This is a genomic window from Thioclava sp. 'Guangxiensis', from assembly GCF_045348365.1.
Lineage (GTDB): Bacteria > Pseudomonadota > Alphaproteobacteria > Rhodobacterales > Rhodobacteraceae > Thioclava > Thioclava kandeliae.
Window position 1 is genome coordinate 739,306 of the sequence record NZ_CP155823.1, and the last position, 24,591, is coordinate 763,896.

21 protein-coding genes and 2 pseudogenes are annotated in these 24,591 nt (G+C 61.4%); 12 read left to right on the top strand and 11 right to left on the bottom strand.

Annotated features, from left to right (window positions below):
- Positions 1 to 11: 11 nt before the first annotated feature.
- From ABEB22_RS16905 to ABEB22_RS16925, 5 genes are all read right to left on the bottom strand, one after another.
- Positions 12 to 1,304, bottom strand: coding sequence for a TRAP transporter large permease (locus ABEB22_RS16905; RefSeq protein WP_349295506.1), 1,293 nt, complete (start codon positions 1,302 to 1,304; stop codon positions 12 to 14).
- Positions 1,301 to 1,807, bottom strand: coding sequence for a TRAP transporter small permease subunit (locus ABEB22_RS16910; protein WP_339114736.1), 507 nt, complete (start codon positions 1,805 to 1,807; stop codon positions 1,301 to 1,303). The genes ABEB22_RS16905 and ABEB22_RS16910 overlap by 4 nt, the downstream gene beginning before the upstream one ends.
- Positions 1,808 to 1,874: 67 nt before the next feature.
- The gene (locus ABEB22_RS16915) at positions 1,875 to 2,867 is read right to left on the bottom strand and encodes a TRAP transporter substrate-binding protein (protein ID WP_339114735.1); all 993 of its coding nucleotides are present in this window, start codon (positions 2,865 to 2,867) and stop codon (positions 1,875 to 1,877) included.
- Between the two features lie 28 nt (positions 2,868 to 2,895).
- Complete coding sequence (locus ABEB22_RS16920; RefSeq protein WP_339114734.1) at positions 2,896 to 4,005, bottom strand: FAD-dependent oxidoreductase; 1,110 nt, start codon at positions 4,003 to 4,005, stop codon at positions 2,896 to 2,898.
- A 93-nt stretch (positions 4,006 to 4,098) separates the two neighbouring features.
- The gene (locus ABEB22_RS16925) at positions 4,099 to 4,899 is read right to left on the bottom strand and encodes an IclR family transcriptional regulator (RefSeq protein WP_349295507.1); all 801 of its coding nucleotides are present in this window, start codon (positions 4,897 to 4,899) and stop codon (positions 4,099 to 4,101) included.
- An 87-nt stretch (positions 4,900 to 4,986) separates the two neighbouring features.
- On the opposite strand from ABEB22_RS16925, the gene ABEB22_RS16930 reads away from it, so the two are divergent.
- Together ABEB22_RS16930 and ABEB22_RS16935 are read left to right on the top strand one after the other, a co-directional pair.
- Positions 4,987 to 7,116 carry a malate synthase G gene (locus ABEB22_RS16930; protein ID WP_349295508.1) on the top strand — a complete coding sequence of 710 codons (2,130 nt, stop codon included), beginning with the start codon at positions 4,987 to 4,989 and terminating at the stop codon, positions 7,114 to 7,116.
- Positions 7,117 to 7,131: 15 nt separating this feature from the next.
- On the top strand, positions 7,132 to 7,557 hold the full coding sequence (locus ABEB22_RS16935) for a heme-binding protein (RefSeq protein WP_349295509.1): 426 nt from the start codon (positions 7,132 to 7,134) through the stop codon (positions 7,555 to 7,557).
- Between the two features lie 27 nt (positions 7,558 to 7,584).
- On the opposite strand, the gene ABEB22_RS16940 is transcribed toward ABEB22_RS16935, so the two are convergent.
- Entirely contained in the window at positions 7,585 to 8,577 is a 993-nt protein-coding gene (locus ABEB22_RS16940) for a LysR substrate-binding domain-containing protein (RefSeq protein ID WP_406871179.1), read from the bottom strand.
- 44 nt (positions 8,578 to 8,621) lie between these two features.
- Here ABEB22_RS16940 and ABEB22_RS16945 point away from each other — a divergent pair, with 44 nt between their 5' ends.
- The 10 genes and pseudogenes from ABEB22_RS16945 (at position 8,622) to ABEB22_RS16990 (ending at position 18,015) form a co-directional block, all read left to right on the top strand.
- Entirely contained in the window at positions 8,622 to 9,653 is a 1,032-nt protein-coding gene (locus tag ABEB22_RS16945; protein WP_406871180.1) for an ABC transporter substrate-binding protein, read from the top strand.
- 104 nt (positions 9,654 to 9,757) lie between these two features.
- Positions 9,758 to 10,834, top strand: coding sequence for an ABC transporter ATP-binding protein (locus ABEB22_RS16950; protein ID WP_349295512.1), 1,077 nt, complete (start codon positions 9,758 to 9,760; stop codon positions 10,832 to 10,834).
- Positions 10,831 to 11,691, top strand: coding sequence for an ABC transporter permease (locus ABEB22_RS16955; protein ID WP_339114727.1), 861 nt, complete (start codon positions 10,831 to 10,833; stop codon positions 11,689 to 11,691). The genes ABEB22_RS16950 and ABEB22_RS16955 overlap by 4 nt, the downstream gene beginning before the upstream one ends.
- On the top strand, positions 11,688 to 12,488 hold the full coding sequence (locus ABEB22_RS16960) for an ABC transporter permease (RefSeq protein WP_339114726.1): 801 nt from the start codon (positions 11,688 to 11,690) through the stop codon (positions 12,486 to 12,488). The genes ABEB22_RS16955 and ABEB22_RS16960 overlap by 4 nt, the downstream gene beginning before the upstream one ends.
- Positions 12,485 to 13,624: an FAD-dependent oxidoreductase gene (locus tag ABEB22_RS16965; protein WP_349295513.1), complete on the top strand. Its 1,140-nt coding sequence runs from the start codon at positions 12,485 to 12,487 to the stop codon at positions 13,622 to 13,624. Before ABEB22_RS16960 ends, ABEB22_RS16965 begins: the two co-directional genes overlap by 4 nt.
- Positions 13,596 to 13,898: a (2Fe-2S)-binding protein gene (locus ABEB22_RS16970; protein WP_349295514.1), complete on the top strand. Its 303-nt coding sequence runs from the start codon at positions 13,596 to 13,598 to the stop codon at positions 13,896 to 13,898. Before ABEB22_RS16965 ends, ABEB22_RS16970 begins: the two co-directional genes overlap by 29 nt.
- Entirely contained in the window at positions 13,895 to 15,292 is a 1,398-nt protein-coding gene (locus ABEB22_RS16975; RefSeq protein WP_349295515.1) for a (2Fe-2S)-binding protein, read from the top strand. The genes ABEB22_RS16970 and ABEB22_RS16975 overlap by 4 nt, the downstream gene beginning before the upstream one ends.
- Positions 15,289 to 16,410, top strand: a complete 1,122-nt coding sequence (locus tag ABEB22_RS16980) for an FAD-dependent oxidoreductase (RefSeq protein ID WP_339114722.1) — start codon at positions 15,289 to 15,291, stop codon at positions 16,408 to 16,410. The genes ABEB22_RS16975 and ABEB22_RS16980 overlap by 4 nt, the downstream gene beginning before the upstream one ends.
- 41 nt (positions 16,411 to 16,451) lie before the next feature.
- Positions 16,452 to 16,802: a RidA family protein gene (locus ABEB22_RS16985; RefSeq protein WP_349295516.1), complete on the top strand. Its 351-nt coding sequence runs from the start codon at positions 16,452 to 16,454 to the stop codon at positions 16,800 to 16,802.
- Between the two features lie 112 nt (positions 16,803 to 16,914).
- A pseudogene (locus ABEB22_RS16990) lies at positions 16,915 to 18,015 on the top strand (IS3 family transposase).
- Here the strand turns inward: ABEB22_RS16990 and ABEB22_RS16995 are convergent.
- The 5 genes and pseudogenes from ABEB22_RS16995 to ABEB22_RS17015 form a co-directional block, all read right to left on the bottom strand.
- A pseudogene (locus ABEB22_RS16995) lies at positions 17,983 to 18,705 on the bottom strand (bile acid:sodium symporter). The pseudogenes ABEB22_RS16990 and ABEB22_RS16995 overlap by 33 nt on opposite strands.
- Positions 18,706 to 18,918: 213 nt before the next feature.
- Positions 18,919 to 20,511 carry a gamma-glutamyltransferase family protein gene (locus ABEB22_RS17000; protein WP_349295517.1) on the bottom strand — a complete coding sequence of 531 codons (1,593 nt, stop codon included), beginning with the start codon at positions 20,509 to 20,511 and terminating at the stop codon, positions 18,919 to 18,921.
- Entirely contained in the window at positions 20,511 to 21,518 is a 1,008-nt protein-coding gene (locus ABEB22_RS17005) for a TRAP transporter substrate-binding protein (RefSeq protein WP_406871181.1), read from the bottom strand. The genes ABEB22_RS17000 and ABEB22_RS17005 overlap by 1 nt, the downstream gene beginning before the upstream one ends.
- A gap of 51 nt (positions 21,519 to 21,569) precedes the next feature.
- Positions 21,570 to 23,414: a TRAP transporter large permease subunit gene (locus tag ABEB22_RS17010; protein WP_349295518.1), complete on the bottom strand. Its 1,845-nt coding sequence runs from the start codon at positions 23,412 to 23,414 to the stop codon at positions 21,570 to 21,572.
- A gap of 10 nt (positions 23,415 to 23,424) precedes the next feature.
- Complete coding sequence (locus ABEB22_RS17015) at positions 23,425 to 24,564, bottom strand: LLM class flavin-dependent oxidoreductase (RefSeq protein ID WP_349295519.1); 1,140 nt, start codon at positions 24,562 to 24,564, stop codon at positions 23,425 to 23,427.
- Between the last annotated feature and the right edge of the window lie 27 nt (positions 24,565 to 24,591).

Genomic DNA, 24,591 nt, shown 5'->3' on the forward strand with positions numbered 1-24,591 from the left:
CCTTATATTACTTACTTCTGCGCCACAGGCATCAGGAGATCTGGCAGGAAAAGGGTGATTTGTGGGATGAAAGCGACCAGGATCGCGGCCACGACCATCGCAAGATAGAAGGGCAGGAGCGAGCGCACGAGTTCGCCCATCTTGATCTTGGCGACATTCATCACGGTATAGAGCACAAGGCCCACAGGCGGGGTGATTGTGCCGATCATCATGGTCACGACAACCATCACGCCCAGATGCACAGTATCGATCTCGAAACTATGTGCGATATTGAGAAGGGTGGGGGTCAGAAGCACCAATGCGGCCAGCACCTCCATGAACATCCCCACGATCAGCAGGATGATGATGATCAACGCAATGGCGGCCTCTTTCGAGACAAACATCCCCTGCATCGCATCAACCAGTTGAACGGGGATCTGCTGGATCGAGATGATCCAACCGAAGACGGCCGAGACCGCGATGATGAACAGCGTCGAAGCTGTAGTGCGCGCGGTATCTTCCAGCGACTTGAGGATGGTCCTGAGATCAAACCCCAGCGAAATGGAGCCGATAATCAGGATATAGATCACCACAACCACGGAGGCCTCGGTCGGTGTGAATATTCCCGCAAGGATGCCGCCCAGCAAGATGACAGGTGCCATCAGCGCGGGCAGGGCACGGAGGAAGGCGGTGCCCACCTCGCCTGCCGAGGCCCGCGGCAGTCGCGGCGCGCTCTCACGGCCGGTCTTCACGAGCACATAAACGATGGCCATCAGCGCCAGCCCAACCAGAAGACCGGGGAGCGCGCCACCAAGAAACAGCCTGCCGACGGATTCCTCGGACAGAAACCCATAGACCACCAGCGTAATCGAGGGCGGGATGATTGGCCCGATGGTGGCGGAAGCGGCGGTGACCGCGGCCGAGAAGCGCGTGGAATAGCCGTTCTGCTCCATCGCCTTGATCTCGACCGCGCCAAGCCCGCCGGCATCGGCGACAGCCGAACCGGACATGCCCGCGAAGAGGATTGAAGCCACCACATTTACATGGCCAAGGCCGCCTGTTACATGGCGCACCAGAACGCCCGCAAAGTTGAAGATCCGTTCGGTAACGCCCAGGCCGTTCATCAGGTTGCCGGCAAAAAGAAACATCGGGATCGCTAGCAGCGAGAAGCTTTCGACCCCGCCCGAGGCCCGCAATGTCAGCTGCAGGTCGGGCAGGCCCGCGATCAGCATATAGACCGCCGAGGTCACCAGCATTGTATAGGCCACCGGAAGACCCAGCCCCAGAAGTCCGAAGAAAAGCATGAGGAAGATGATCGTGGTCATTCGGCAGTTCCTTTCACCGGCAGAGCCTTGCCCGTGATCTCGCGCCAGATCCCTTCCAGCGCAAAAAGAATGGTCAGGCCCGCGCCCACGCCGAATGGTAACAGAATCAGGGTGAATTTCGTGGTCCATAAGGTTTTGGGCACTGTTCCCACCTCAAGGCGCGACATCAGCGGATAGAGGTGCTGGACGTGGAAGAGCACTTCCACCATCACGGCCACCACCAGCACATGCTGACTGATATGGACGGCGCGGCGGATCGCGGCGTTCTTCATACTGGCGATGATTTCCACGCCGATATGGCCTTTGTCACGATAGACGATGGCTGCGCCCATGAAGGTCAGCCAGACCAGCGAGATTTCGGCGATATCATCGGTCATATGCACCGGTGCGTTGAACACGTAGCGCGAGACGATCTGCACCGAGAGCGCGCCGATGATTACGACCACCAGAGCGCAGCACAGCACCAGCAAGACGCGCTGAAGCAGGGTAAGAAGGGTTGTCACAGCGGATCCCGTTCAATGGTCAAAGGGAAGGCGAGGGCGCATCCGCCCGCCGCCTGTTATCTGTGGCTTATTGCATCGCCTGGATCTTATCCCACCAGCCTTTGGGGATCAGGCCATTGGCCTCGAATTCAGGTACCGCGACGGAGACTTTTTCCTGAAACGCTGCGCGTGCCTCGGGGGAGAGTTCGCAGAATGTGACACCCGCATCCTTCATCTTCTGGCGATTAGGCGCATCCGCCTCCTGCACCAGTTTGACAAAGTAATCGCCCGCATCCTCGGCCGCTTTGGTGACAATCGTCTTGTCTTCATCCGACAGCTGTTCGTAGGAGCTTTCGGCGATATAGACCGAGTTTTGCGGATACATCATCTGTGCATCGGTTACATAGGGAAGAACTTCGTAGAATTTCGAGGAGTAGACTTGCTCGCCAGCGCTTTCGGTCATGTCTGCTAGACCCTGCTTCAGGGCCATATAGGTTTCGCCATAAGAAACGGTGACCGGCACGGTGCCGATGGCCTTCCAGCCTTCGACAAACATCGGCAGGTTCGGCGCGCGCGAGCGTTTGCCCGCAATATCTTCGGGGCCGGTGACGCAGGCATCTTTGGTCAGGAAGACACGCGGCTCGCGGAACCAATTGGTTGCGAGAATGCGGACGTTATATTCCGCCTGCAATTTCTCGTTCAGCCCCTTGGCAATGTCCGAGTCCATGAACTTCAGGAAGTGTTCTTTACTTTTGAACAGGAACGGCGTGTCGATAACGCCATATTCTTTTACGAGGTTCGAGGCGTTAGAGCCGGAGGAGATATAACCGTCCTGTGCGCCCACGGCCATCGCCTCGATCTGCTGCGGGCCAGAGCCCAGCTGCGAGCCCTCGTAGAAATCGACATGCACGCGACCTTCAGTGCGTTTGTCGACCTCTTCCGCGAACCATTTCGAGGCTTTCGTGACTGGGGCATCAGGGGGATTGATACCGCCAAATTTCAACGTCACATCAGCGGCATAGGCACCGCTTGTAAAGGTGGCAAGGGCCAATGCGGATGCAAGGGTAAGGCTGCCTTTCATATCATTCTCCTGTTGGGTCTTTGTTTTTTTATTTATTGAAACGCTGCGCCCCGAAGGACGCGAATTCGGGCGGTTTCTGGCCGTTCAGGATCCATTGCGCCAGAGGTCCACGATGGGCGGGGGCCAATGTGACAGCGGAATGGGTGGTAGCCACGAAAACGCCGGAATGGGTGGGGGATTCGTCATAGACGGGAAGGCCGTCAAAGCTCAAAACCCGTAGTGCCCCCCATGAGCGCACGATACGTAGCTTGCCGATCTCGGGCAGGGCATCGGTTGCACGGCGGGCAAGCTGCATCATCGAGGGCGCGGTCGAGCGGTCATCCAGTCCGACCTCTTCCTTTGTGTCGCCGATCAGGATCGTGCCTTCGGAGGTCTGGCGTAGCCATGAGGTGACACAGGGCAGCATCGGTTTGGCGCGTTCGGTCACAAGGATCTGGCCACGCTGCGGACGTACCATGGGCGGAAAGCCGAAAGGGGCGGCCAGTTCGTTATTGGCCACGCCCGTCGCCAGTAGGATCTTGGTGGCGCGCAGCCTGCGTACGCCCGCGATGACCTCATAGCCGTCATCTAACGGATGGATCGCCGTGACCGGCGTATTGGGGAAGAGTTTCGCGCCTTTGGCCTGTGCCCCCTCGCTCAGGCCGCGATAAAGCGAAAGCGATTGGCAGGCGCCATCAAGCGAGGAAATCGAAGCACCATACACTTTTGGGCCGATCTGAGGCATGATCTCGGCCACCTGCTGGCGGTCGATCATACGGGTATCATCGCCTGCAATATTATGGCCCGCAACGCCTTCGATGATTTTGGCGCGGGCGTGGTATTCCTCTTCGCTCAGGCAAAGATGCAGCCCCATACCGCTTTGTAGATCGGTTTCGACGCCGGTCAGTGCGCGCAATTCGTCCTGCAGCCACGGCCATGCGGTCACAGCGCTGCGTGTCCATGTGGCGTAATCGCGGCTGTTCGCGCCCTTGCTCTGGGCCCAGACCAGCCCGAAATTGCCGCGCGATGCGCGGAAATTGATGTCACCTGCATCCAGAATGGCAACGCTCGCGCCCAAATCGGCCATGCCGAGGGCTGTGGCAGTGCCCACCAGCCCGCCGCCGATTACAGCTACATCGAATGTTCCGAGGTCTTCCACGTCGCGCGCCTTGCTTGAATGTTCTTGGGCCTATCAGGGGGCGCATCCGATCATAATGCAAATAGCAATGTATTTAGTTGATATGTGAAAATGTTATACCACTGCCTCGGGGGCTGTGCCGCCCAAAGCCTGTGTCAGCTGGTGTGCGGCCTGCCGGACAAGTTGGCCGATCTGGTCCAGATCCTGCTCGGGCAGGCGTGCGGCCAGCCCCGAGATGGAAATCGCGCAGACGGGCTCGGCCTGCGCCGACCATACCACAGAGGCCACGCAGCGCAGACCGGTGATATGTTCCTCGTTATCCACCGCATAGCCCCGCTGCCGGCAGGCCGCCAGATCCGCGAGCACCGCCTCGGGGGTGGCGAGGCTGCGGGCGGTGATCCGCGGCAGGCCCACGCGCCCGATCAGCGCGCGGATCTGGGCCTCCTCCCATGTCGACACGATCGCCTTTCCCATCCCCGAGCAGAAGACCGGCGCGGTGCCGCCGGGCGGCGAGATGGCGCGCATGATCTCGCGGCTTTCCACCTGTGAGACGGTCACCAGCCGGTCACCCTCGAGGATCCCCAGATTGGCGGTCTCGCGGGTGGCATCGCGCAGGCGGCGCAGGAAGGGCAGGGCGGGGGCCACGAAATTGCGCCGCCGCCCGAAGGTCGCGCCCACGGCAAAGGCCTCGCGCCCGACATGCCAGAGCATCGTGGCACTGTCGAATTGCGCAAATCCCGACAGCTCGAGCGTGGTCAGCAGCCGGTGCGCCGTGGAGACCGCAAGCCCCGTCTCCTTTGCCAGATCGCTGACGCGGCGGCCCTCTTCCTCGCGCGCCAGCGCCCGCATCAGATCGAGTGCCCGCGTGACGGATTGCACGCCCCCCTGTGTCTCGGATTTGGCAATCGGGCCCATCTCTTTTCCATATCGTGAAAAGTATTTTTCCATTTCTATCGCGCGCTGCGCCGGAACGCTAGTCAGGAGCAAAGACAGGAGACCCCCATGCCCTATGTGACCCGCCACGGTCTTGCCGTGGATGCCGAACTGGCCCATCTGACCGAGACCGAGATCCTCAGGGATATCACCCCCGACCGCTTCTGGGCCGGGTATGCCGCGATCCTGCGCGATCTGATGCCGGTGAATGCGGCCCTTCTGGCACGTCGTCAGGCGCTTCAGGCGCAGATCGACGCGTGGCATATCGCCCGCAAGGGCCAGCCCCACGACCAGAGTGCCTATCTGGGCTTCCTGCGCGAGATCGGCTATCTGGTCGAGCCGCCCGCGCCGTTCGAGGTGAGCACCGGGAATGTGGATGACGAGATCGCGAAGGTCTCGGGGGCGCAGCTTGTGGTGCCGATCACCAATGCCCGCTTCGCGATCAATGCCGCCAATGCCCGCTGGGGCAGTCTCTATGACGCCTTCTACGGCACCGATGCGATCGAGGGGGCGCCCGAAGGCCGTGACTTCGACGCCGTGCGCGGGGGCAAGGTGATCGCGCGGGTGCGCGCGCATCTCGATCAGGTGGCGCCGCTTGCGGAGGCTTCATGGGCCTCGGTCACCGCGCTCGAGGTGGTGGATGGCGCACTGGCTGTGACCACGCAGACCGGGGTCACCACGCTGGAGGATGCGGCGCAGTTTGCCGGCTATAGCGAAGGCGGCGATATCATGCTGCGCGTCAACGGCCTGCTGATCCGTATCGTGATCGATGCCTCGACGGTGATCGGCGCGGTCGATCTGGCGGGGATCTCCGATGTGATCGCCGAGAGTGCGATGACCGCCATCCAGGATTTCGAGGACAGTATCGCGGCGGTGGACGCGGCCGATAAATGCGCGGCCTATCGCAACTGGCTGGGGCTGATGAGGGGCGACCTGTCGGCCCGCTTCACCAAGGGCGGGCGCGAGATGACCCGCAGCATGGCTCCCGATGTCACCTATCTGGACCCGCAGGGGCAGCCGGTTACCCATCCGGGGCGGGCGCTTTTGCTGGTGCGCAATGTGGGCCATCTGATGGATACGGACGCGGTGCTCTTCGAGGGCGCGCCCACCCCCGAAGGCATCATGGATGCGATGGTGACCGTGGCGGCGGCCCTGCATGATCTGGCGCGTGAGGGCGTCGGCAATTCGCGCAAGGGCTCCATCTATGTGGTCAAGCCCAAGATGCATGGTCCCGAAGAGGTCGCCTTTGCCAATACGCTCTATGGTCGCGTCGAAGAGGTTCTGGGGCTTGCGCCCAATACCGTGAAGCTCGGGATCATGGATGAGGAGCGCCGCAGTTCGGCCAATCTGCGCGCCTGCATCGCCGCCGTGCGCGAGCGTTGCGTGTTCATCAATACCGGTTTCCTCGACCGCACCGGTGACGAGATCCGCACCTCGACCTATGCGGGGCCGGTGGTGCCCAAGGCCGAGATGAAGGCGGCCGCATGGTTCGATGTCTACGAGGCGCGCAATGTGTTTGCAGGGCTTGGCGCGGGGATGACGGGACGCGGCCAGATCGGCAAGGGCATGTGGGCCAAGCCCGATATGATGGCCGAGATGATCGCGATGAAGATCGGCCATCCGATGGCAGGGGCTACCACCGCATGGGTGCCGAGCCCGACGGCGGCCACGCTGCATGCGCTGCATTACCATCTGGTGGATGTGGCCGCGCGTCAGGCCGAGATCGCACAGACCGAGGAGCCTGCGCTCGAGACCCTGCTGACGCTGCCGCTTCTGGGCGAGCGGGTCCTGAGCGAGGCCGAGATCGGGGGCGAGCTCGACAATTCCTGCCAGTCGATCCTCGGCTATGTGGTGCGCTGGGTCGATCAGGGGATCGGCTGTTCCAAAGTGCCCGATATCCATGATGTGGGGCTGATGGAGGATCGTGCGACGCTGCGGATCTCGGCGCAGCATCTGTCGAACTGGCTGCTCCATGGCCTGCTGACGGTCGAGCAGGTGGAAGACAGCCTGCAGCGCATGGCGCTGAAGGTGGATGCCCAGAATGCGGGAGATGCGGCCTATCGCCCGATGGCGCCCGCCTATGCGGGTCCGGCCTATGATGCCGCACGCGCGTTGATCTTCGAGGGAACCTCGCAGCCCTCGGGATATACCGAGCCGCTCTTGCATCTCGCCCGCCGCGCCGCCAAGGCCGTGGCCTGACAAGGAGAAACGGATATGATTACTCTCAAACGTGTCGATATCGCGGATGCCCGCGTGCTGATCGCGGGCGCGCGCGCCAAATCCGAGGAGATCGGTGTGCCGATGTGCATCGCCATCACCGACGAGAGCGGCAATCTGGTGGCCTTCGAGCGGATGGATGGCGGCAAGGTCACCTCCTCAATCATCGCCATCGACAAGAGCTACACCGCCTCGGGCGCCAAGAAGGCCACCCATGACTATGGCACCGCCAGCCAGCCGGGCGCGCCCGCCTACGGGATCGGCTCGGCCATCGGGGGCCGGCTGATGGTGGTGGGCGGTGGCCTGCCGGTAATCGTAGATGGCGAGGTCGTGGGCGGGATCGGCGTGTCCTCGGGCACCCCCGATCAGGACCGCGCGGTCGCGCAGGCCGGCATCGACGCGTTCCTCGCAATGATCGGCTGAACCTACAGACAAGTCCCTCTGTCGCTGTTAGGAGGCGGAGGGATATTGGCGAAATATGGTCTCGACCTCGGTGATTTCCTCACGGATCTGGCCGAGAAGATGCTGCGCAAGCGCTGTCAGGGGCTCCCATGCAGATGTATAGAGCCACACCGTCATCTTGACCTCCTGCGCAAGCGGCCGGAAAACAAGCCCGTTCTTCTCCCATCCGAGGGTCGCGAGAGAAGGGACAATGGCCGCACCCTGACCATGGGCGGCCAGCATGCAGGCGGCATCGGCCATCTCCACCTTTACTGATTGCTGTGGATTGCTGCCCATGTGCGCCAGTGCCTCGTCGAGCACGCGGCGCGACAGATCATCGGTGCCCAGATTGATCATGGGTATTCCGTCGAGATCTCGTAGATCGATCAGTTGTTTTGCGGCTAACGGATGCTCGGGCGGTAGCGCGCAAACCATAGAGACATCGGCAAACGGACGGCAACGCAATCCGGGTTCGCGAGTTGGCAGCAGCGAGATTCCGAAATCTGTCATCCGTGACAGCATCGCAGTTGCAATCTCGGGCGAGTTGCGGGTCAGGAGCGTTAGATCCACCTCTGGCCGCTCCCGTAGGAACCGCGCCGCGACCCGTGGAAGCATCCGTAAGCTGAGAGCGGGAAAGGCCGCGATGGTCAGATCGCCGCGCTCGGCATCTCGGATCGCGCGGGCGGCCATCTCCACCCGTTCTACACCTGACATGAATTTCTCGGTCTCCGCAAAAAGGCGCCGCGCCTCTGGCGTGGGCGTCAGCCGCCCCTTTCCGCGCAGAAATAGGTTGAGCCCGCAGGACGCCTCGAACGCATGTACGAGTTTGCTGACCGCCGGTTGCGACAGAAACAGCACTTCGGCAGCACGTGTCACCGAACCGCCTTTCATGACTGCATTGAAAGCTTCGATCTGCTTGATATTCGGGCGAGCCATGAAATCCTCATAACAAAATGGTATAGCCTTTGCATATAAACTCATTTGATTAACGGCAAAACCCAATGAAACATGGGTTCAATAAATATAACCAATTCAACAGGGAAATCATGGAAAATTACAAAACTGTGGCTCTGGCCGCTGCGATGTCGCTTGTCGGAAACATGGCTCTGGCCGATACACCCACCCTCACTGTGGGGGGCTATGGTGGTTCTTTCGAGACACTGATGAAACAGCTGATCATTCCGGAATTCGAGAAAACCCATAATGTGAAGATTGCCTATGTGCCGGGTAATTCGACCGAGAACCTTGCCCGACTGCAAGCGCAGAAATCGGCACAGGAACTGGATGTGGTGATCTTGGATGACGGTCCGATGTATCAAGCTGATGCCCTTGGTTTCTGCGCCCCGATGAAGGACGCGCCGGTCATGGGCGACGTCTATGACCTTGCCAAGATCAGCGGCAATTCCGTGGGTATCGGTTTTGTGGCGACAGGGTTTGCCTATAATGCCGAGCTGTTCAAGGAAAAGGGCTGGGCGCCGCCGTCGAGCTGGGAAGATCTGAAAGACCCCAAATACGACCAACTCCTGTCGATCCCGCCGATCTCAAATACCTACGGTCTGCATGCGTTGGTAATGCTTGCACGTGATGCGGGCGGTAGCGAGAGTGATATCGATCCGGGCTTCAAAGCCATGGCCGATGAGGTGGCGCCGAATGTTCTGGTCTTCGAGCCCTCTTCGGGACGGATGTCTGAGCTGTTCCAGAACCGCGAAATCGCTCTGTCGATCTGGGGGTCGGGGCGCGTCAAGTCGCTGGCAGATACCGGCTTCCCGGTAAAATTTGCCTATCCGAAGGAAGGCGCAGTGGCACTGATGTTGGCGGCGTGCCCTGTGGTGCAGAGCAATGTCCCCGATGATGCGCAGGCCTTTATCGATTATCTTCTGGACCCCGAGATTCAGGTGAAGATCGCCGATGCGATGGGCGCGGGTCCGGTGAATAAAAAGGCCGAGCTGCCGCCCGAACTTGCCGAGAGTCTGCCCTATGGCGACAAGATCAAAAGCCTTAAGACCGTGGATTGGGACGTAATCAACCCCGAGCGTCAGGCATGGACAGCACGCTGGGCGCGCGAGGTCGAGCGCTGATTTTGCCTTCGTGACCATCATCGGTGCGGCCCGACGGCTGCGCCGGTGCCTTTGCCCTGAGGGCACGTCCGCAGGGCCAACCACAAGAGAGAGGTGACAGGCCGATGGCTTTCCTCCAACTGACCAATCTCACGAAACGCTACGGGTTGATCACCGCTGTTGACAGCCTCAGCTTCTCCGTCGAGCGCGGAAGTTTCGTGTCTCTACTGGGGCCGTCGGGCTGCGGCAAGACCACCACGCTACAGATGATCGCGGGCTTCGAGGATGTCTCGGACGGCCAGATCACGCTGAATGGCCGTGATCTCGCAAGCATTCCGGCGCGCAAGCGCGGGCTCGGCATCGTGTTCCAGACTTATGCGCTGTTTATGCATATGACCGTGGCAGAGAATGTGGCCTTCGGTCTGGATATGCGCAAAACTCCGAAACCCGAGATCAAACGCCGTATGACGGCCGCGCTTGATCTTGTGCATCTGAGCCATCTGGCTGATCGGTATCCTCGCGCCATGTCGGGCGGACAGCGCCAGCGGGTGGCACTGGCGCGTGCGCTGGTGATCGAGCCGGAACTGCTGCTGCTTGACGAGCCTTTGTCCAACCTTGATGCCAAACTGCGCGAGGAGATGCAGCTAGAACTGCGCCGCATCCAGCGCGAGGCAGGCGTGACCACACTGATGGTGACGCATGACCAGTCCGAGGCGTTGGCACTTTCGGATAAGGTGATCGTGATGGAAAAGGGAAAGCTGAAACAGGATGCCGCGCCTTTTGATGTCTACGAACATCCGAAGAATTCCTTCGTGTCGTCTTTTATCGGCAAAAGCAACAATCTACCGGCCAAGTTGATTTCAACCTCAGAGAAGGGATCGGTACTGGACTGTGGTGGCCTTACGCTGCACGGGCCTGCCGTCAATCTCATGACCGGCCCTGTTGAAATCGCTATGCGCCCAGAGCGGATCACTCTAGGGCCTCAGGATGGCAAGCTCTCCGGCACAGTGATCGAACGGATTTTCCTTGGTGATCAATGGTTGATGCGGGTCGAGACAATGATCGGCGCGCTGATGGTGCTGCGCCCCAACTCCGGCCAGCCCGTGGCCGATCTGGGCGAGACCGTGCATCTGGACTGGGAAGAGGCGCATCTGCGCATTCTGCCAGCCGAGGGCCGGCCGGTTACGGGGCTAAGCCTATGAGCCATAGCCCCACCCGTCGCGCATGGGCGCTAAGCGCACCGGCGCTTTTGCTCTTTGGCACGATGCTGCTTGTGCCGCTGATCATGACTTTCACTCTCAGCCTGCACAGTTTCGATTTCTACAAAGGCATCGGATCTGATTACAGTCTGCATAACTACGTCGCCGTCTTCGGTGACAGCTATTACTGGGAGATCTTCGGGCGCACTTTTGCCATCGCGCTGGTAACGACGCTGATCTGCGCGGTGATCGGCGTCCCTATGGCCTATTTCATGAGCCGGATGGGGTCAAGGATGCGCTCTGTGATGATCCTTGTCGTGCTTGGGCCGCTCTTGATCTCGGTAGTGGTGCGCACGCTCGGTTGGGCGATCCTGCTGGGCAATCGTGGCGTCATCAATACCGCCCTGAAAGACTGGGGGCTGATCGATATGCCGATCAAGATGATGTATACGTCCGGCGGCATCGTGCTGGCGCTGGTGCATGTAATGGTGCCTTTCATGATCCTTGCGGTCTGGGCCGCGCTGCAACGGCGAGATCCTTCGACAGAAGCCGCCGCCGAGAGCCTGGGCGCCAGCGCATGGACCACCTTCCGCCGCGTGGTGCTACCACAGGCAATGCCCGGGGTTCTGTCGGGCTCGCTTATCGTTTTTTCCCTCTCTGCCTCGTCTTTTGCCACACCGGCCATTCTAGGCGGGCGGCGCATGAAGGTAGTGGCGACCGTGGTCTATGACGAGTTCATGAACACGCTCAACTGGCCGCTGGGCGCGGCAATTGCGATTGTGCTTCTGGTGTCGGTGCTGGTGATCATGGTCAGCTGGAACCGCTTGATCGAGGCCCGTCTTGGAAAGGCCCACGCATGAGACATAACGGTATCTTCGCCAAGGTCTTCATGGGGCTCTTTGCGCTGTTCATGCTGGCCCCGATTATTGTGGTGATTGGCGTGTCGCTGACGCCCGAGGGCTTTCTGGAGTTCCCGCCCTCGGGGCTATCGCTACGCTGGTTCCGCGCCATCTGGGACAATCCCGATTTCATCGCTGCCGCATGGATCAGCCTCAAGCTGGGTTTCTGGGCCGCAACAGTGGCCACTGTCGTTGCCGTACCTGCAGCTTTGGCGATTGGGCGGCAGAAGTTCAAGGGCCGCGAGGCGCTTCTGGCCTTCTTCATGTCGCCCTTGATGGTGCCCACCGTCATCCTTGGCATCGCATTCCTGCGCTTCATGTCGATGATCGGTATTTCGGGGACATTCTTCGGACTGACGCTATGCCATGTGATTGTGATTACTCCCTACATCCTGCGGCTGGTGTTGGCTTCGGTGACGGGGCTTGATGGCGACGCAGAGAAAGCCGCAGCGGCACTTGGCGCCAGCGATTGGACGATTTTCCGGCGGATCATTCTGCCCTCGATTGTGCCGGGTATCGTTGGTGGTTGGGTGCTGGCCTTTATCACCAGTTTCGACGAGCTGACCGTTACGATTTTCATCGTGAACCCGTCCACCACCACACTGCCTGTGCGCCTGTTCTCCTATATCGCGCAGACGACAGATCCGCTGGTGGCCTCGGTCTCGACCGTCACCATTATCTTTACCGTGGTCCTGATGATTATCGTCGATCGCATCTACGGGCTTGACCGGTTGTTGATCGGAGAGGGAAAGAAATGACTATCGAAGATAAGTCCGTCGACACCATCGTCATCGGTGGCGGGTTAGTTGGCGCGGCTATGACTTACGGGCTTTTGCGGGCGGGCCAACGCGTGATCATGCTTGATGAAGGTGATGTGGCGTTACGTGCTTCCCGCGGGAATTTCGGCCTGGTCTGGGTGTCCTCCAAGGGCGAGTTTATGCCCGAATACGCCCGCTGGTCGCGCCGTTCGGCCGATGTCTGGGCCGAGTTTGCAGGTGAGTTGGAACAGGATAGCGGGATTTCGCCCGCCTATCACAAACCGGGCGGGCTGAGTTTTTGCCTTTCCGAGGATGAACTGGCTCGCAAGCGTGAACAGATCGAACGGATGAGCGGTTATAACGGCAATCTGGGCTATGGCGCCGAGATGCTAGACCGCCAGCAGATGGATGAGATCTTTCCGGGCCTAGGGCCTGATGTGCTGGGCGGGGCCTATTCCCCGCATGACGGCCACGCCAGCCCCCTGCACCTGTTAAGCGCGCTGCACAAGGCGATTCAGATCAGGGGTGGGCGCTATGTCAATGAGGCCACTGCGCAGACCATCGAAAAGGACGGCACAGGCTACGCGGTTTCCACTGCCAAGGGGCGTTTCCGTGGCGCGCAGGTCGTGCTTGCGGCAGGTCATGGCAATCGCTGGCTGGCGCCGATGGTGGGGCTTGATCTGCCATTGATCCCCGAAAAGGGCGAAATCCTCGTGACAGAGCGCGCCCGATCGCTGATGCCGATGCCCACCCATCTTCTACGCCAGACAGCCGAAGGCACGATCATGATGGGCGATAGTCACGAGGATACCGGCTATTCCACCGCAAGTCGTACCAGCGTGATGAGCGATCTGGCCCGCCATGCCATCCGCTGTTTTCCGGCTCTGGCGCAGCTGCGCATCGTGCGTAGCTGGGGGGCGGTGCGTATCCTTACCCCCGATGGTTGCCCGATTTACCAGCAATCGCAGACACATCCGGGCGTGTTTTCCGTCAATTGCCATTCTGGCGTAACCCTCGCGGGAGCGCATGCGTTGGCGCTGGCTCCTGCACTTGCACAAGGGGCGCTTGGCCCCGAATTCGACGCTTTCCATTCAAGGAGATTTGCCAATGGCACCGTCCACGCCTCGGCGCATTGAAACCGGCCGCCTCGTGACCTTTACCTTTGAGGGACAGCCCGTCGAGGGGCAGGTTGGTGAAAGCGTGGCCGCCGCGCTGACCGCCGCCGGTATCCGCAACCTACGTGATAGTGTTGTCTCGGGCGCGCCGCGAGGGATCTATTGCATGATGGGGGCCTGTTTTGACTGTCTGGTCCAAATCGATGGCGTTCCCAACCGGCAGGCTTGCATGACCGAAGTGCGCGAGGGTCTAGAGGTCCGCCGTCAGGTGGGTGCTGCGGAGGTGACGCTATGAGCGCCGTTTCTGTCGATCTGGCCGTTATTGGTGCAGGCCCTGCTGGCATGGCTGCCGCAACCGAAGCTGCAAAGGCCGGCCTCTCGGTCGTGGTGCTGGATGAGCAGCCCCGTCCGGGTGGTCAAATCTATCGCGGTATCGAAACCGTAACGCCCAAGCGCGAGGCGATCTTAGGCGCAGATTACAGCGCGGGCCGGTCTTTGGCCGAGGCATTCCGCGCCAGTTCTGCCGCCTATCGCGCCGGTGCATCTGTTTGGAATATCGGCACCGATCTGATGATTGATGTCTCGCAAGAGGGGACCTCCTCGCAGATACGTCCACGGGCGATCCTCTCCGCGACTGGTGCGCTTGAACGCCCGATGCCTATGCGCGGCTGGACCCTGCCCGGTGTCACCACTATAGGCGCGCTGCAAATCCTGCTGAAATCGGCTGGTGTGGTGCAGCCCGATGCGGTGCTGGCAGGCTCAGGGCCGCTATTGTGGCTACTGGCGCAGCAGATGGTGGCGGCAGGCTGCCCGCCCAAAGCGGTGGTCGAAAATATCCCCAAGGGCCGGATGCTCTCGGCGGCCAAGCATCTGCCCAAGGCTCTGAAAGCGCGCACCTATCTGACCAAGGGCTTACGTCTGATGCAGGCCGTGCGCGCGGCGGGCGTGCCCATCTATCGCCATGCGCAGGATCTTGCGATCATGGGAAGCGGTGCCGCCGAGGCGCTGGAATTCACCTCTGGCGGCAAGAGCCACCGCATCGATAGCGGCACGATCGCGCTGCATCAGGGTGTTGTGCCCAACCAGCAGATCACGCGGCTCTTGCGCGCCGCGCACCACTGGGATGCGTCGCAGCATTGCTTCCGCCCGACGCTCGATGCGGCGGGCCAGACAAGTGTCGCGGGGCTCTATGTGGCAGGCGATGGTGCAGGGATTGCGGGGGCGGCTTCGGCCGCACTTCAAGGTCGTCTGGTGGCGCTTGAGATCGCGCGTTCCTTGGGCCGTGAGGTGAAAGGCGGCCGGTTGACCCGCCTGCGCGCAGCGCTGGAACGTGACGGCGCGGTGCGGCCGCTTCTGGAAACTCTTTATGCCCCCGCGCCGGAGGTGTTGGCCCCAGCCGATGATGTGCTTCTGTGTCGCTGTGAAGAAGTGACCGCAGGCAGTGTCCGCGAGACCGTGCGTCTGGGCGCCCCCGGCCCCAATCAGGTAAAATCGCTTTTGCGCACGGGCATGGGCCCCTGTCAGGGTCGGATCTGCGGGCTGGCCGTGGCGGGTGTGATCGCGGCCACCAAGGGCGAAAGCCCCTCTGTCACCGATTATTACCGTATCCGCCCGCCGCTGAAACCGCTGCAACTGTCGGAACTGGCGGGCTTTGCCCCCGAACCTGACACGCCCGAGGTAGTGAGATGACCCCTCATACTGGCCGGACAGCCGATCTGGTGGTGGTGGGCGGCGGGTTGCATGGCTGCGCGGCGGCGCTTTTTGCGGCCAAGCGCGGGCTGGATGTGATCGTAATCGAGAAAGACAGCGTGGCGCGCCATGCCTCGGGGGTGAATGCAGGTGGCGTGCGCCGGCTTGGGCGCCATTATGCCGAGGTGCCGATCTCGCAGCATTCGATGGGGATCTGGCACGGCATCGGCGATCTACTGGACGATGATACCGGCTTTCAGGTGGCGCCCCAGATCAAGGTTGCCGAGACGGAGGTCGAGTTGAACCGGCTGCGCACCCGTGTCGCCGATCTGAACGGCATGGGCTTTACCCATGAAACCATCCTGTCGCGCTCCGAGCTGCGCCATTATCTTCCGGCGGTGGCCGATCATGCAGTGGGGGGACTTGCCTCACTCACCGATGGGTTTGCCCAGCCTTACTGGACCACCTTTGCCTTTCGCCAGAAAGCCGCAAAGCTGGGGGTGCGTTTTCATGAGGGCCTCACCGTCACTGATGTCACGCGCGATGCCGGGGACTGGGTGGCTCTGACAGATGCGGGAGCGTTTCGCGCGCCGAAGCTTCTTAATAGTGCGGGCGCGTGGGCGGGGGCTCTGGCGGCCCGATTGGGAGAGCATGCCCCCGTCGAAGCGATAGCGCCGATGATGATCGTGACCGCCCGCCTGCCGCATTTTTGCGATGCTGTGGTAGGGGCTGCGGGACGGCCCCTGTCATTCAAGCAAATGCCGAATGGCACCGTGGTTATCGGTGGCGGACGGCGCGGGCGCGCCGATGCCACAAAAAATCAGTCCGAGATCCTTTTCCCCGAGTTGCGCCGCACCGCCGAGACGGCGATGGACCTGTTCCCGATCATGCGGCAGGCCACCATTGTGCGTAGCTGGTCGGGTGTCGAGGGGCGCATGCCTGACGATATTCCCGTCATCGGCCCCTCGGCCCGCCACGAAGGTCTGTTCCACGCGTTCGGCTTTTCGGCCCACGGGTTCCAGATGGGGCCAGGGGTGGGCGATATCATGGCCGAACTGATCGCCACCGGCCACACACAGGCCCCGATTTCTCCGTTTTCCATCGCGCGTTTTGCCTGAGGCAGTGCCGCGCATTCATGCTCCATAGGAAGGATATCTGCATGACCACCATTACCCGCCATATGAAAACCCGCATTAACCACCGCATCGTCGAAGTGGATGGAATGCTGCATTTCGGTGGATTGATCGCCGATGATCTAGGTCTCGATATGCAAGGCCAGACCGCCCAGATCTGCGCCAAGATCGACGCGCTTCTGGCAGAAGTCGGCTCTTCCAAGGAGAAGCTCGTCACTGCCATGCTTTATATTACCGATTTCGACCAGAAAGAGGGGATGAACGCGGCATGGCTCGACTGGCTCGCGGCCGACGAGCTGCCCACCCGCGCCACCATTGGTGTGGCTAATTTAGGTAAGGATGTGTTGATCGAGGTCGTGGTCTCAGCAGTCCGTTGAACGCTCACGAGCATATCAGGGGTGCGCGGCAAAGCCGCCTTGCCGCGCAGAGGTGGTCCCGGGATTTCGGACCAGGTGCTAAGCTGTAGCGCCTGAGGAAGAACGCACAGAAATGACCAAACGGAAACGCTATTCGGCAGAGTTCAAGACGCAGGTGGCTCTGGAAGCCATCCGCGAGGAACTGACGACGGCCGAACTCGCCAAGAAGTATGACATCCACCCCACGATGATCAGCGGCTGGAAACGGACCGCGATTGAGAACATGCCACAGGGCTTCAACGGCCAGGCGTTCGCGGAGCCGACGATATCGGCAGCAGAGGTCGAAAAGCTGTAACCCAAATCGGCCAGCTGGTCGTGGAACGGGATTTTTTGTCGGAAGCCTCAAGTCTCATCCTCGGCACTGGAGGCAAAAAGCGGTGAAGAAAGACCGTCCCGATCTCAGTGTCCGGCGGCCATGCAGCCTGCTGTCACTGGCGCGCTCAACCCTCTTCTGACCTGCCGCACGGAGAAAGCGCCGAGAACCGGAAGTTCATGGAAATCATCGACCGGCAGTTTCTCGAGACGCCGTGGTAAGGAGCCCGAAAAATGGCCCGGCACCTGGCTCGCGAGGGACACAAGTGCGGGCGGCATCGTGTGCGGCGACTGATGAAGCTCATACGTTTGGTGCCGATCTGACCGGGAACCGAAGACCAGCACGGAACACCCGGAGCACAAGATATATCCATATCTTCTGAAAGACTTACCCATCACCCGGCCCAACCAAGTCTGGTGTGCTGACATCAGTTATATTCCCATGCGCCGAGGATTTCTCTATCTCGTGGCCATCATGGACTGGCACAGCCGGAAGGTGCTGAGCTGGCGACTCTCGAACAGCATGGACGCGGGGTTCTGCGTCGAGGCTTTAAAAGAAGCGCTGGCCGGATACGGCACCCCGGAGATAGTCAACACCGATCAAGGTTCGCAATTCACCAGCATCGATTTCACTGACGTGCTGCGCAATGTGAAGGTCAAAATTTCGATGGATGGTCGGGAGCGCTGGATCGACAACCGGAGGATCGAGCGGCTCTGGCGATCCCTGAAATACGAATGCATCTACTTGAACGCCTTCGAAACCGGTTCCGAGGCCCAGGACGGGATCGGTGACGGGATCTGCTACCACAACGAAAGACGCCCGCACTCATCACATGGGATCATGACGCCGGACGAGGCCTAAGATAGACGATCTCCGAAACTGAAGGTTGCCGCCTGAAATCAAACCAATTCTATAGCTTAGCACCGCGGCAAACTGGTCGAATTTCCAAGACGACCTGTGCCCGCTCGCGAGGCTCTTGTGGGACCGCAAAAGATCAGGGCGAGGAAAACGAGAACGATCATTCCCAGCGCGATCAGGCTGCGCCAGCAGGTTCTGTGCCCACAGGCCACCGACGGTGCCCGCGCTGAAGGCCGCGTAGACGATCAGAAGGATGGCTCCCCGATCGACCAGCATCGCGGACATCCGGTGCCGCGTCACGAATGCACCGACGAAGGGACGCAGAATCTGGCCGAGCGCGAATGGCGCGATGATCTGGCGGCCTATCTTGAAAATCGCGTCGAGGGATGCGCCTTCGCCGCCCTAATGGATGACGACGGCGGCGAGCATCGGTGTCAGGATGACGCCGACGATGTTCGACACCGATGCCGCACAAATTGCGGCAGCCACGTTGCCGTGGGCCATCGAGGTGAAGGCGATGGAGCTTTGAACCGTCGAAGGAAGGATCGAGAGGAACAGGAGGCCCATCTGCAATTCGGGGCTCAGGACCGATCCGAAGATTGCGACGACCAGAAGGCTCAGCACCGGGAAGGCAAGGTAGGTCGCCGCGTAGGTAGGACCCTTCAATCGCCAGTTCAGGAAACCCGCACGCACCGCTTTGGTGTCGAGTTTCGTGCCGTAGAGGAAGAACAGCAGGGCGACCGCCCAGAAGCTGATGGTGCCAAGCTATTTTGCTGCTGCGCCTCGCGCAGGTGGGAAGGCCCCCGCGAGTGCTATGCCGAACAGCAGCATGTAGGCATCGATGGCGATGCGTTTGAGATGTCGCATTGTCCGTATCCTTTGCCCGTTCAAGTGCAATCCTTGAATTCAAATCGCAGAGACCGCTCCATCCGAGCGGGGGTCGGTTGCTCCGCGAAGCACTCCGTCGGGTTGGCGCAGGATGGCGCCCGCGTGACCCATGAAGTCCTCGAATGGGCCTGTCACCTCGACATCGTGGCCCGCTTCGCGCAGGGCGGTGATGACGTCGTCGTCGAATCGGCTCTCGATCTTGAGGCTCAGCGATCCCTCGCCCCAGGTCTTGCCCAGCAACCAGCGCGGGGCCGTCACGGCCTCTTGGAGTGGCAGTCCGAAACGAGCGAGCCGCGTGAAAATCGCGGCCTGCGTCTGCGGCTGGCCTTCGCCGCCCATAGTGCCATAGGTCAACTGACGGCCGTCCCGGAACGCGGCCATTGCCGGATTGAGCGTCGTGAAGGGCTGGCGGCCCGGCGCGAGCATGTTCCAGTTTCCTGACAGCCGGAAAGAGGCACCCCTGTTCTGCAGCGTGATGCCGGTCTGTGGCGAGACGAGGCCAGAGCCGAATTCGTAATAGAGCGACTGGATGAAGCTTACGGTGCGCCCGGCATGATCCGTGACGCCCATCCAGATCGTGTCGCCAGGATGCGTCTGCTCGCCCCAAGTCGCGGCGCGGGCGGTGTCGATCAGGCGCCTTTCTCGGTCCAGAAACTCGCACGCGAGAAACTGTTCGGGTGCGGGCACGGTCGTGCGGTCGGCGATGTGGCGGTCACGCACAGCGAATGCACGTTTGCTGGCTTCGACAAGACAGTGAACATGTCGGAACGAACTTTCCACCCCCAGATCGAGACGGTCGGCGATGCCGAGGATCATGAGCGAGACCAGCCCTTGGGTCGGCGGGCGCGTGTTCCAGACCGTAGCGCCTGCGTGCGGCAACTCGAGGGCCAAGGGCTCGAGCCACTCGGCCTTATGCGTGGCGAGATCCTCAGCGGTCACCGGGCTGCCCGTGGCCTCGAGATCGGCGGCAAGCTGGGCCGCGACCTCGCCCTCGTAGAAATCGCGAAGGCCGTTGCGAGCCAATTGGCGCAGGGTGCGGGCAAGGGCGGGCTGGCGGAAAATCTCGCCTTCTTCCGGCGGCCTGCCTTGGGGCATGAAGACATCGGAAAATCCCGGAACATCGACCAGTTCCGCACGTTTGGCTGTGCAAAGACGGGCCTGACTGCGGGTGACGGGAAACCCCGCTTCGGCATAGTGGATCGCGGGTTCGAGCAACCGTTCAAGTGGCAAAGGCGGCTGCCATTGTGCGGAGAGCGCGAGGGCTGCCTCCCATCCGGATACAGTTCCTGGAACGGTCAGGGCGGCGAGGGGGCCACGCCATGGCACCGAATTCAGACCGTTTTTCTCGTAGAGTCCCGGAACGGCCTTTCGCCCAGCCCGTCCCGTCGCGTGCAGGCTGCGCGGAGGCTCGGAACCGCCGCGGCCAATCAGCCAAAACCCATCCCCGCCAAGCCCCGTCATATGCGGATAGACCACCGCAAGTGCCGCGGCAGTAGCGACCGCGGCCTCGATCGCCGTGCCGCCATCGCGCAGGACATCCCGCCCGACATGGGCGGCAAGGTGGTGGGGGGCAGTGACCATGCCCCCCAGGCTCATCGGTGTTTCGAGCATCAGGCGAGCCCGTAGAGCATTTCGATCTTCTCCATGCCGCCCACTGTGGGGGCGAGGTCTTCCCAGACGGGCCGCGCTCCGGCGACCCAGGCCTTCACCTCGGTCGGCTGGACCACTTCGCCACCGGCTGCGGTGACCTGCTCCATCGAACTCGTTTCGTCAGCGACGATGAGATCGTTGAAATAGGCCGCTCCTTCGACTGCAGCGGCCGCTAGAACCTCTTGGGCCTCGGGCGATAGCGTGCTCCAGAACATCTGCGAGTAATAGACCACGCCGGTCGCCCAGATGTGGGAGGTTTCGGTGAGATAGGGCACGACTTCGTAGAGTTTGAAGCCGGCATAGGCACTTTTGGTGAGGTCCATCGCATCGACGACGCCGGTCTGAAGCGCGTTGTAGGTCTCGACGATCGGGATACCGGTCGGGTTCGCCCCGTAGGATTGCCAAAGTTTGGTATGCAGCGGGCTCTGGATCACGCGCATGTTCATGCCCGCGAGAGGTGCGGGGCCCGCGACCGGGGTTTTGGTCAGCAAGTGACGCGCGCCGTAGTTGATGAAGGCAGGCACCACGAAACCTTCGCCTGCGAGCTTTTCCTTGAGCTCGTCGCCGACGCTGCTTTCGCTGGCGGCCTGGACGTGGGCTGCATCACGGAACAGGAACGGCAGGTCGAAGATCTGGGTTTCCGGCACCCAGTTCGACATGAGCGAGATGGTCGAGAGTGAGGCCTGCACGGAGCCGAGTTTGGCAGACTGCGCGACTTCCTGTTCTGCGCCGAGGGCTGCGTTCGGCACGATGTTGAAGGCGAAGGCACCGGGCATCGCTTCTTCGACGATTTCGGCGATCTTGTGCCAGATCAGGGTTTCAGGCTTTTCCTCTGCCATGAGCGAGGCCACCGTGATCTGCTGCGCGGCAAAGGCCCGGCGGACATAGGCAGGGACCGCGAGCGCCCCTGCAACGGCGTAAGCTCCGCCTTTGAGAAGGCCACGGCGGTTGATCAAGGATTTGGTCACTAGGAGGTCTCCATTTGGGCTGGTTAATTGATGCGTGCGTGCCTTGTGGGCTCAGAAGAGGCCTGCCTGCACGAGTGCGAAGAGGCAGATGGCAAAGAGGGCGAGGGCGAGGGTCAGGACATGGGGCAGGGCTGACCTGAACAGTGCGGCAGTCGGGATGCGGGTCACGCCTGCGACGACGAAAATCAGCACACCGAAAGGAGGTGTGAGGCCGCCGATCATAAGGTTCACGACTATGATGACGCCGAAGATAACCGGATCGAGGCCCGTGGCCGTGGCGAGCGGCAGAAGGAGCGGCGCGAACAGCAGAATGGCGGCGCCAATATCGAGGACGAGGCCCGCAATTAACAGGATGGCGACCGAGAGAGCGAGGACCGCGACGGGGCCGCTGCCGAGCAGATCCGCGACGGCGCCGATTGCTCCGGATATGTCGTCGACTGCAAGAAGGAACGCGAAGGGCGCGGCGGACGCGATGAGAAGCGCGATCGCCGCCGCTTCGGTGCCGGCTTGGCGGAAAGCATCGTACAGGCCGCGCGTTTTCAGGCCGTAGAACAGGCTCAACAGAAAGGTGTAGAAGGCAGCGGCAGCTGCGGCCTCGGTCGTGGTAACGAAGCCGAGGCGGATGCCGAAGACCACGATGATCCCCAGTCCGAAGGCCGGAATGGCCCGCAGTCCCAGCGTGACGCGGGTCCGCCCGTCGCTGCGCGCGCTCACCGGCGTGTCGTGGCAGGTGAGACGGATGACGACGAACAGCGCGATCGCCAGCAGCAATCCGGCCCACAGCCCGCCAAACAGCAGTTTTCCGACTGACAGGTTGGTAGCAGTCGCCATGATGAGAAAGGCGATCGAGGGCGGGATAACATTGTCTAGCACCGAGGTTGCAGCGATGATCGCTCCGGCCTTTTCTGGAGCATATCCGCGGGCTTGAAGTTCGGGCTGGAACATCTTTGCGCCGAAGGCAGCGGAAGCGATCGAGGAGCCAGACGCGCCTGCAAAGAGCAGATTTGTGAGGAGGGTCGTTTGGGCAAGACCGCCGCGATGGTGTCCGACGAGCGCATCCGCGAACTGCACCAGTCGTCCGGCGACGCCCGATTTCGTCAGCAGAATGCCTGCAAGCAGAAAGAACGGGATTGCGAGAAGCAGGAACTTCATCATGCCGGACAGCGCCGAGTTTACGAGCGCGGGTTCGGGTAGGGCACTACCGAGCGGGATGACGAGGTAGGCTGCCGCAAAGAAGGCGTGCGGGAGCGGAGCCGCGACCACGAGGCCCAGGACGACGATCAACCCCATCGCGAGGCTGGGGGCGAGGGGCAGCGACAGGAGAAAGCCCTGTTGCCCGCACCAGAACAGGACGCTCGCCAATGCGGCAGCGCCGATCAGGATTTCGGGACGGCCCTTGGCGATCAGGTCCAGCGCGACGAAAAGCATGACAAGTGCGCCGCCGATGCCGAACACCACGAAGGGCACCCACTGTGGCAGACCGAGCGCTGCGTTGGTGCCGCCCATGATCCGCGCGGCAGTGCTGCTGCCATGTGCGAGAATGAGGCCCGACAGCAGGGTTAGCGCTTCGGCGACGACATCCGCGACCATCCGCGGACGGTCGGCGAGACGCACGTGGATGATGTCGAGACGCATGGCGAGGGCCGAACGAAGCGCCAAAGGCGCCCCGACGGCCGTGATCGCCACATAAAGCCAGTTGCCGGCATCCTCGGCACCCAGAATAGAAGACGAGAACGCGTAGCGCATCACGAAGCCTGCAAGCACGAGAGCCAGCAGAAGGGCGAGCCCGAAGGCGACCACTCCTCCGAAAACATGTTCGAGGATCGCGAGGAGGCGACGTGCCGGTTTGGCCAGCCCCAATGAAAGGCTATCGCTCGAAATCAGGCTCGATCCCATGTGACTCTCCTTACGCGTTCTGCTTGACTTTTGCGTCGAGATCGCGATCGAACAGCGTGTTCCAAGTGAACTGCTTGCGCGCGGGCTTCGGGTCTTCGCGACTGACGTCGAGTTTCGGCAGAACCAGCTCGCCGAAGCGGTAGGCTTCCTCGAGAAGCGGCATCCCGGACAGTATGAAGGTGTCGATGCCGGCTTTCCTGAATTCCTCGAGCGTGCGGATCACAGTGTCGGGGCTACCAACGATCGCACTCCCGGGGCCGGGGCGCACCAGACCAATACCGGCCCAGATGTTGGGGGCAACCTCGAGGTCACGCAGATTGTCCGGTTTTATCCCGCCATGCATGGCGCTCATCCGGCGCTGGCCGATGGAGTCGGTGCCGCCCACGAATTTCTGGTTACCCGCAATCGAGGCGGCATCCATCTGGTCGTACATGTCGGCCGCTGCGGCCCATGCTTCTTCGTCTGTCCGGCGCACGATCACGTACAAGCGCACGCCATAGGTCAGTTCGCGGCCATATTCGGCGGCCTTGGCGCGCACCTTTTCGACCTTCTCCTTCATCTGCTCGGGCGTCTCGCCCCAGCTCAAGTAGGTCTCGACGTGTTTGGCCGCGACATCGATGGCCTTGTCGGACGACCCGCCGAACCACAGCGGCGGTGCGGTGTCCCCGCTCACGGGAAGCGCGAGTTTCGCGCCGACCGTCGGGAAATATCGGCCATCCTGCGTGACGCTCTCGCCCTTCATCAGCCGGTTGTAGATGGTGAGATATTCGTCCGCCATCTCGTAGCGCTCGTCGTGGCTCATGGTGAAGCCATAGGCGCCCATCATCTTGGCGTCGCCCGAGACGATATTGAGAAGCGTCCGTCCTTCGGAGAATTCCTGAAGGGTCGCTGCCATCTTGGCCAGAAGCGTGGGGGCGACGACGCCCGGGTGGACCGCACACAAAAGCTTCAGCCGCTCGGTGGCGGCCATCATCGCAGATGCGAGGACCCAGACGTCATGCGCGCCCGTGGCAAACAGCGCGCCCGTGTAGCCGAGGTGGTCATAGGCCTGCGCAAGTTGCTTATAATATCCGTAGTCTACGGTTCGCGATCCTTCTGGTTTCCACGGGTAGTGCCCGTCGGGGGCGCACATGTACCAAAGCACATTCATATTTGTCTCCAACTTTACAGTCTTGCC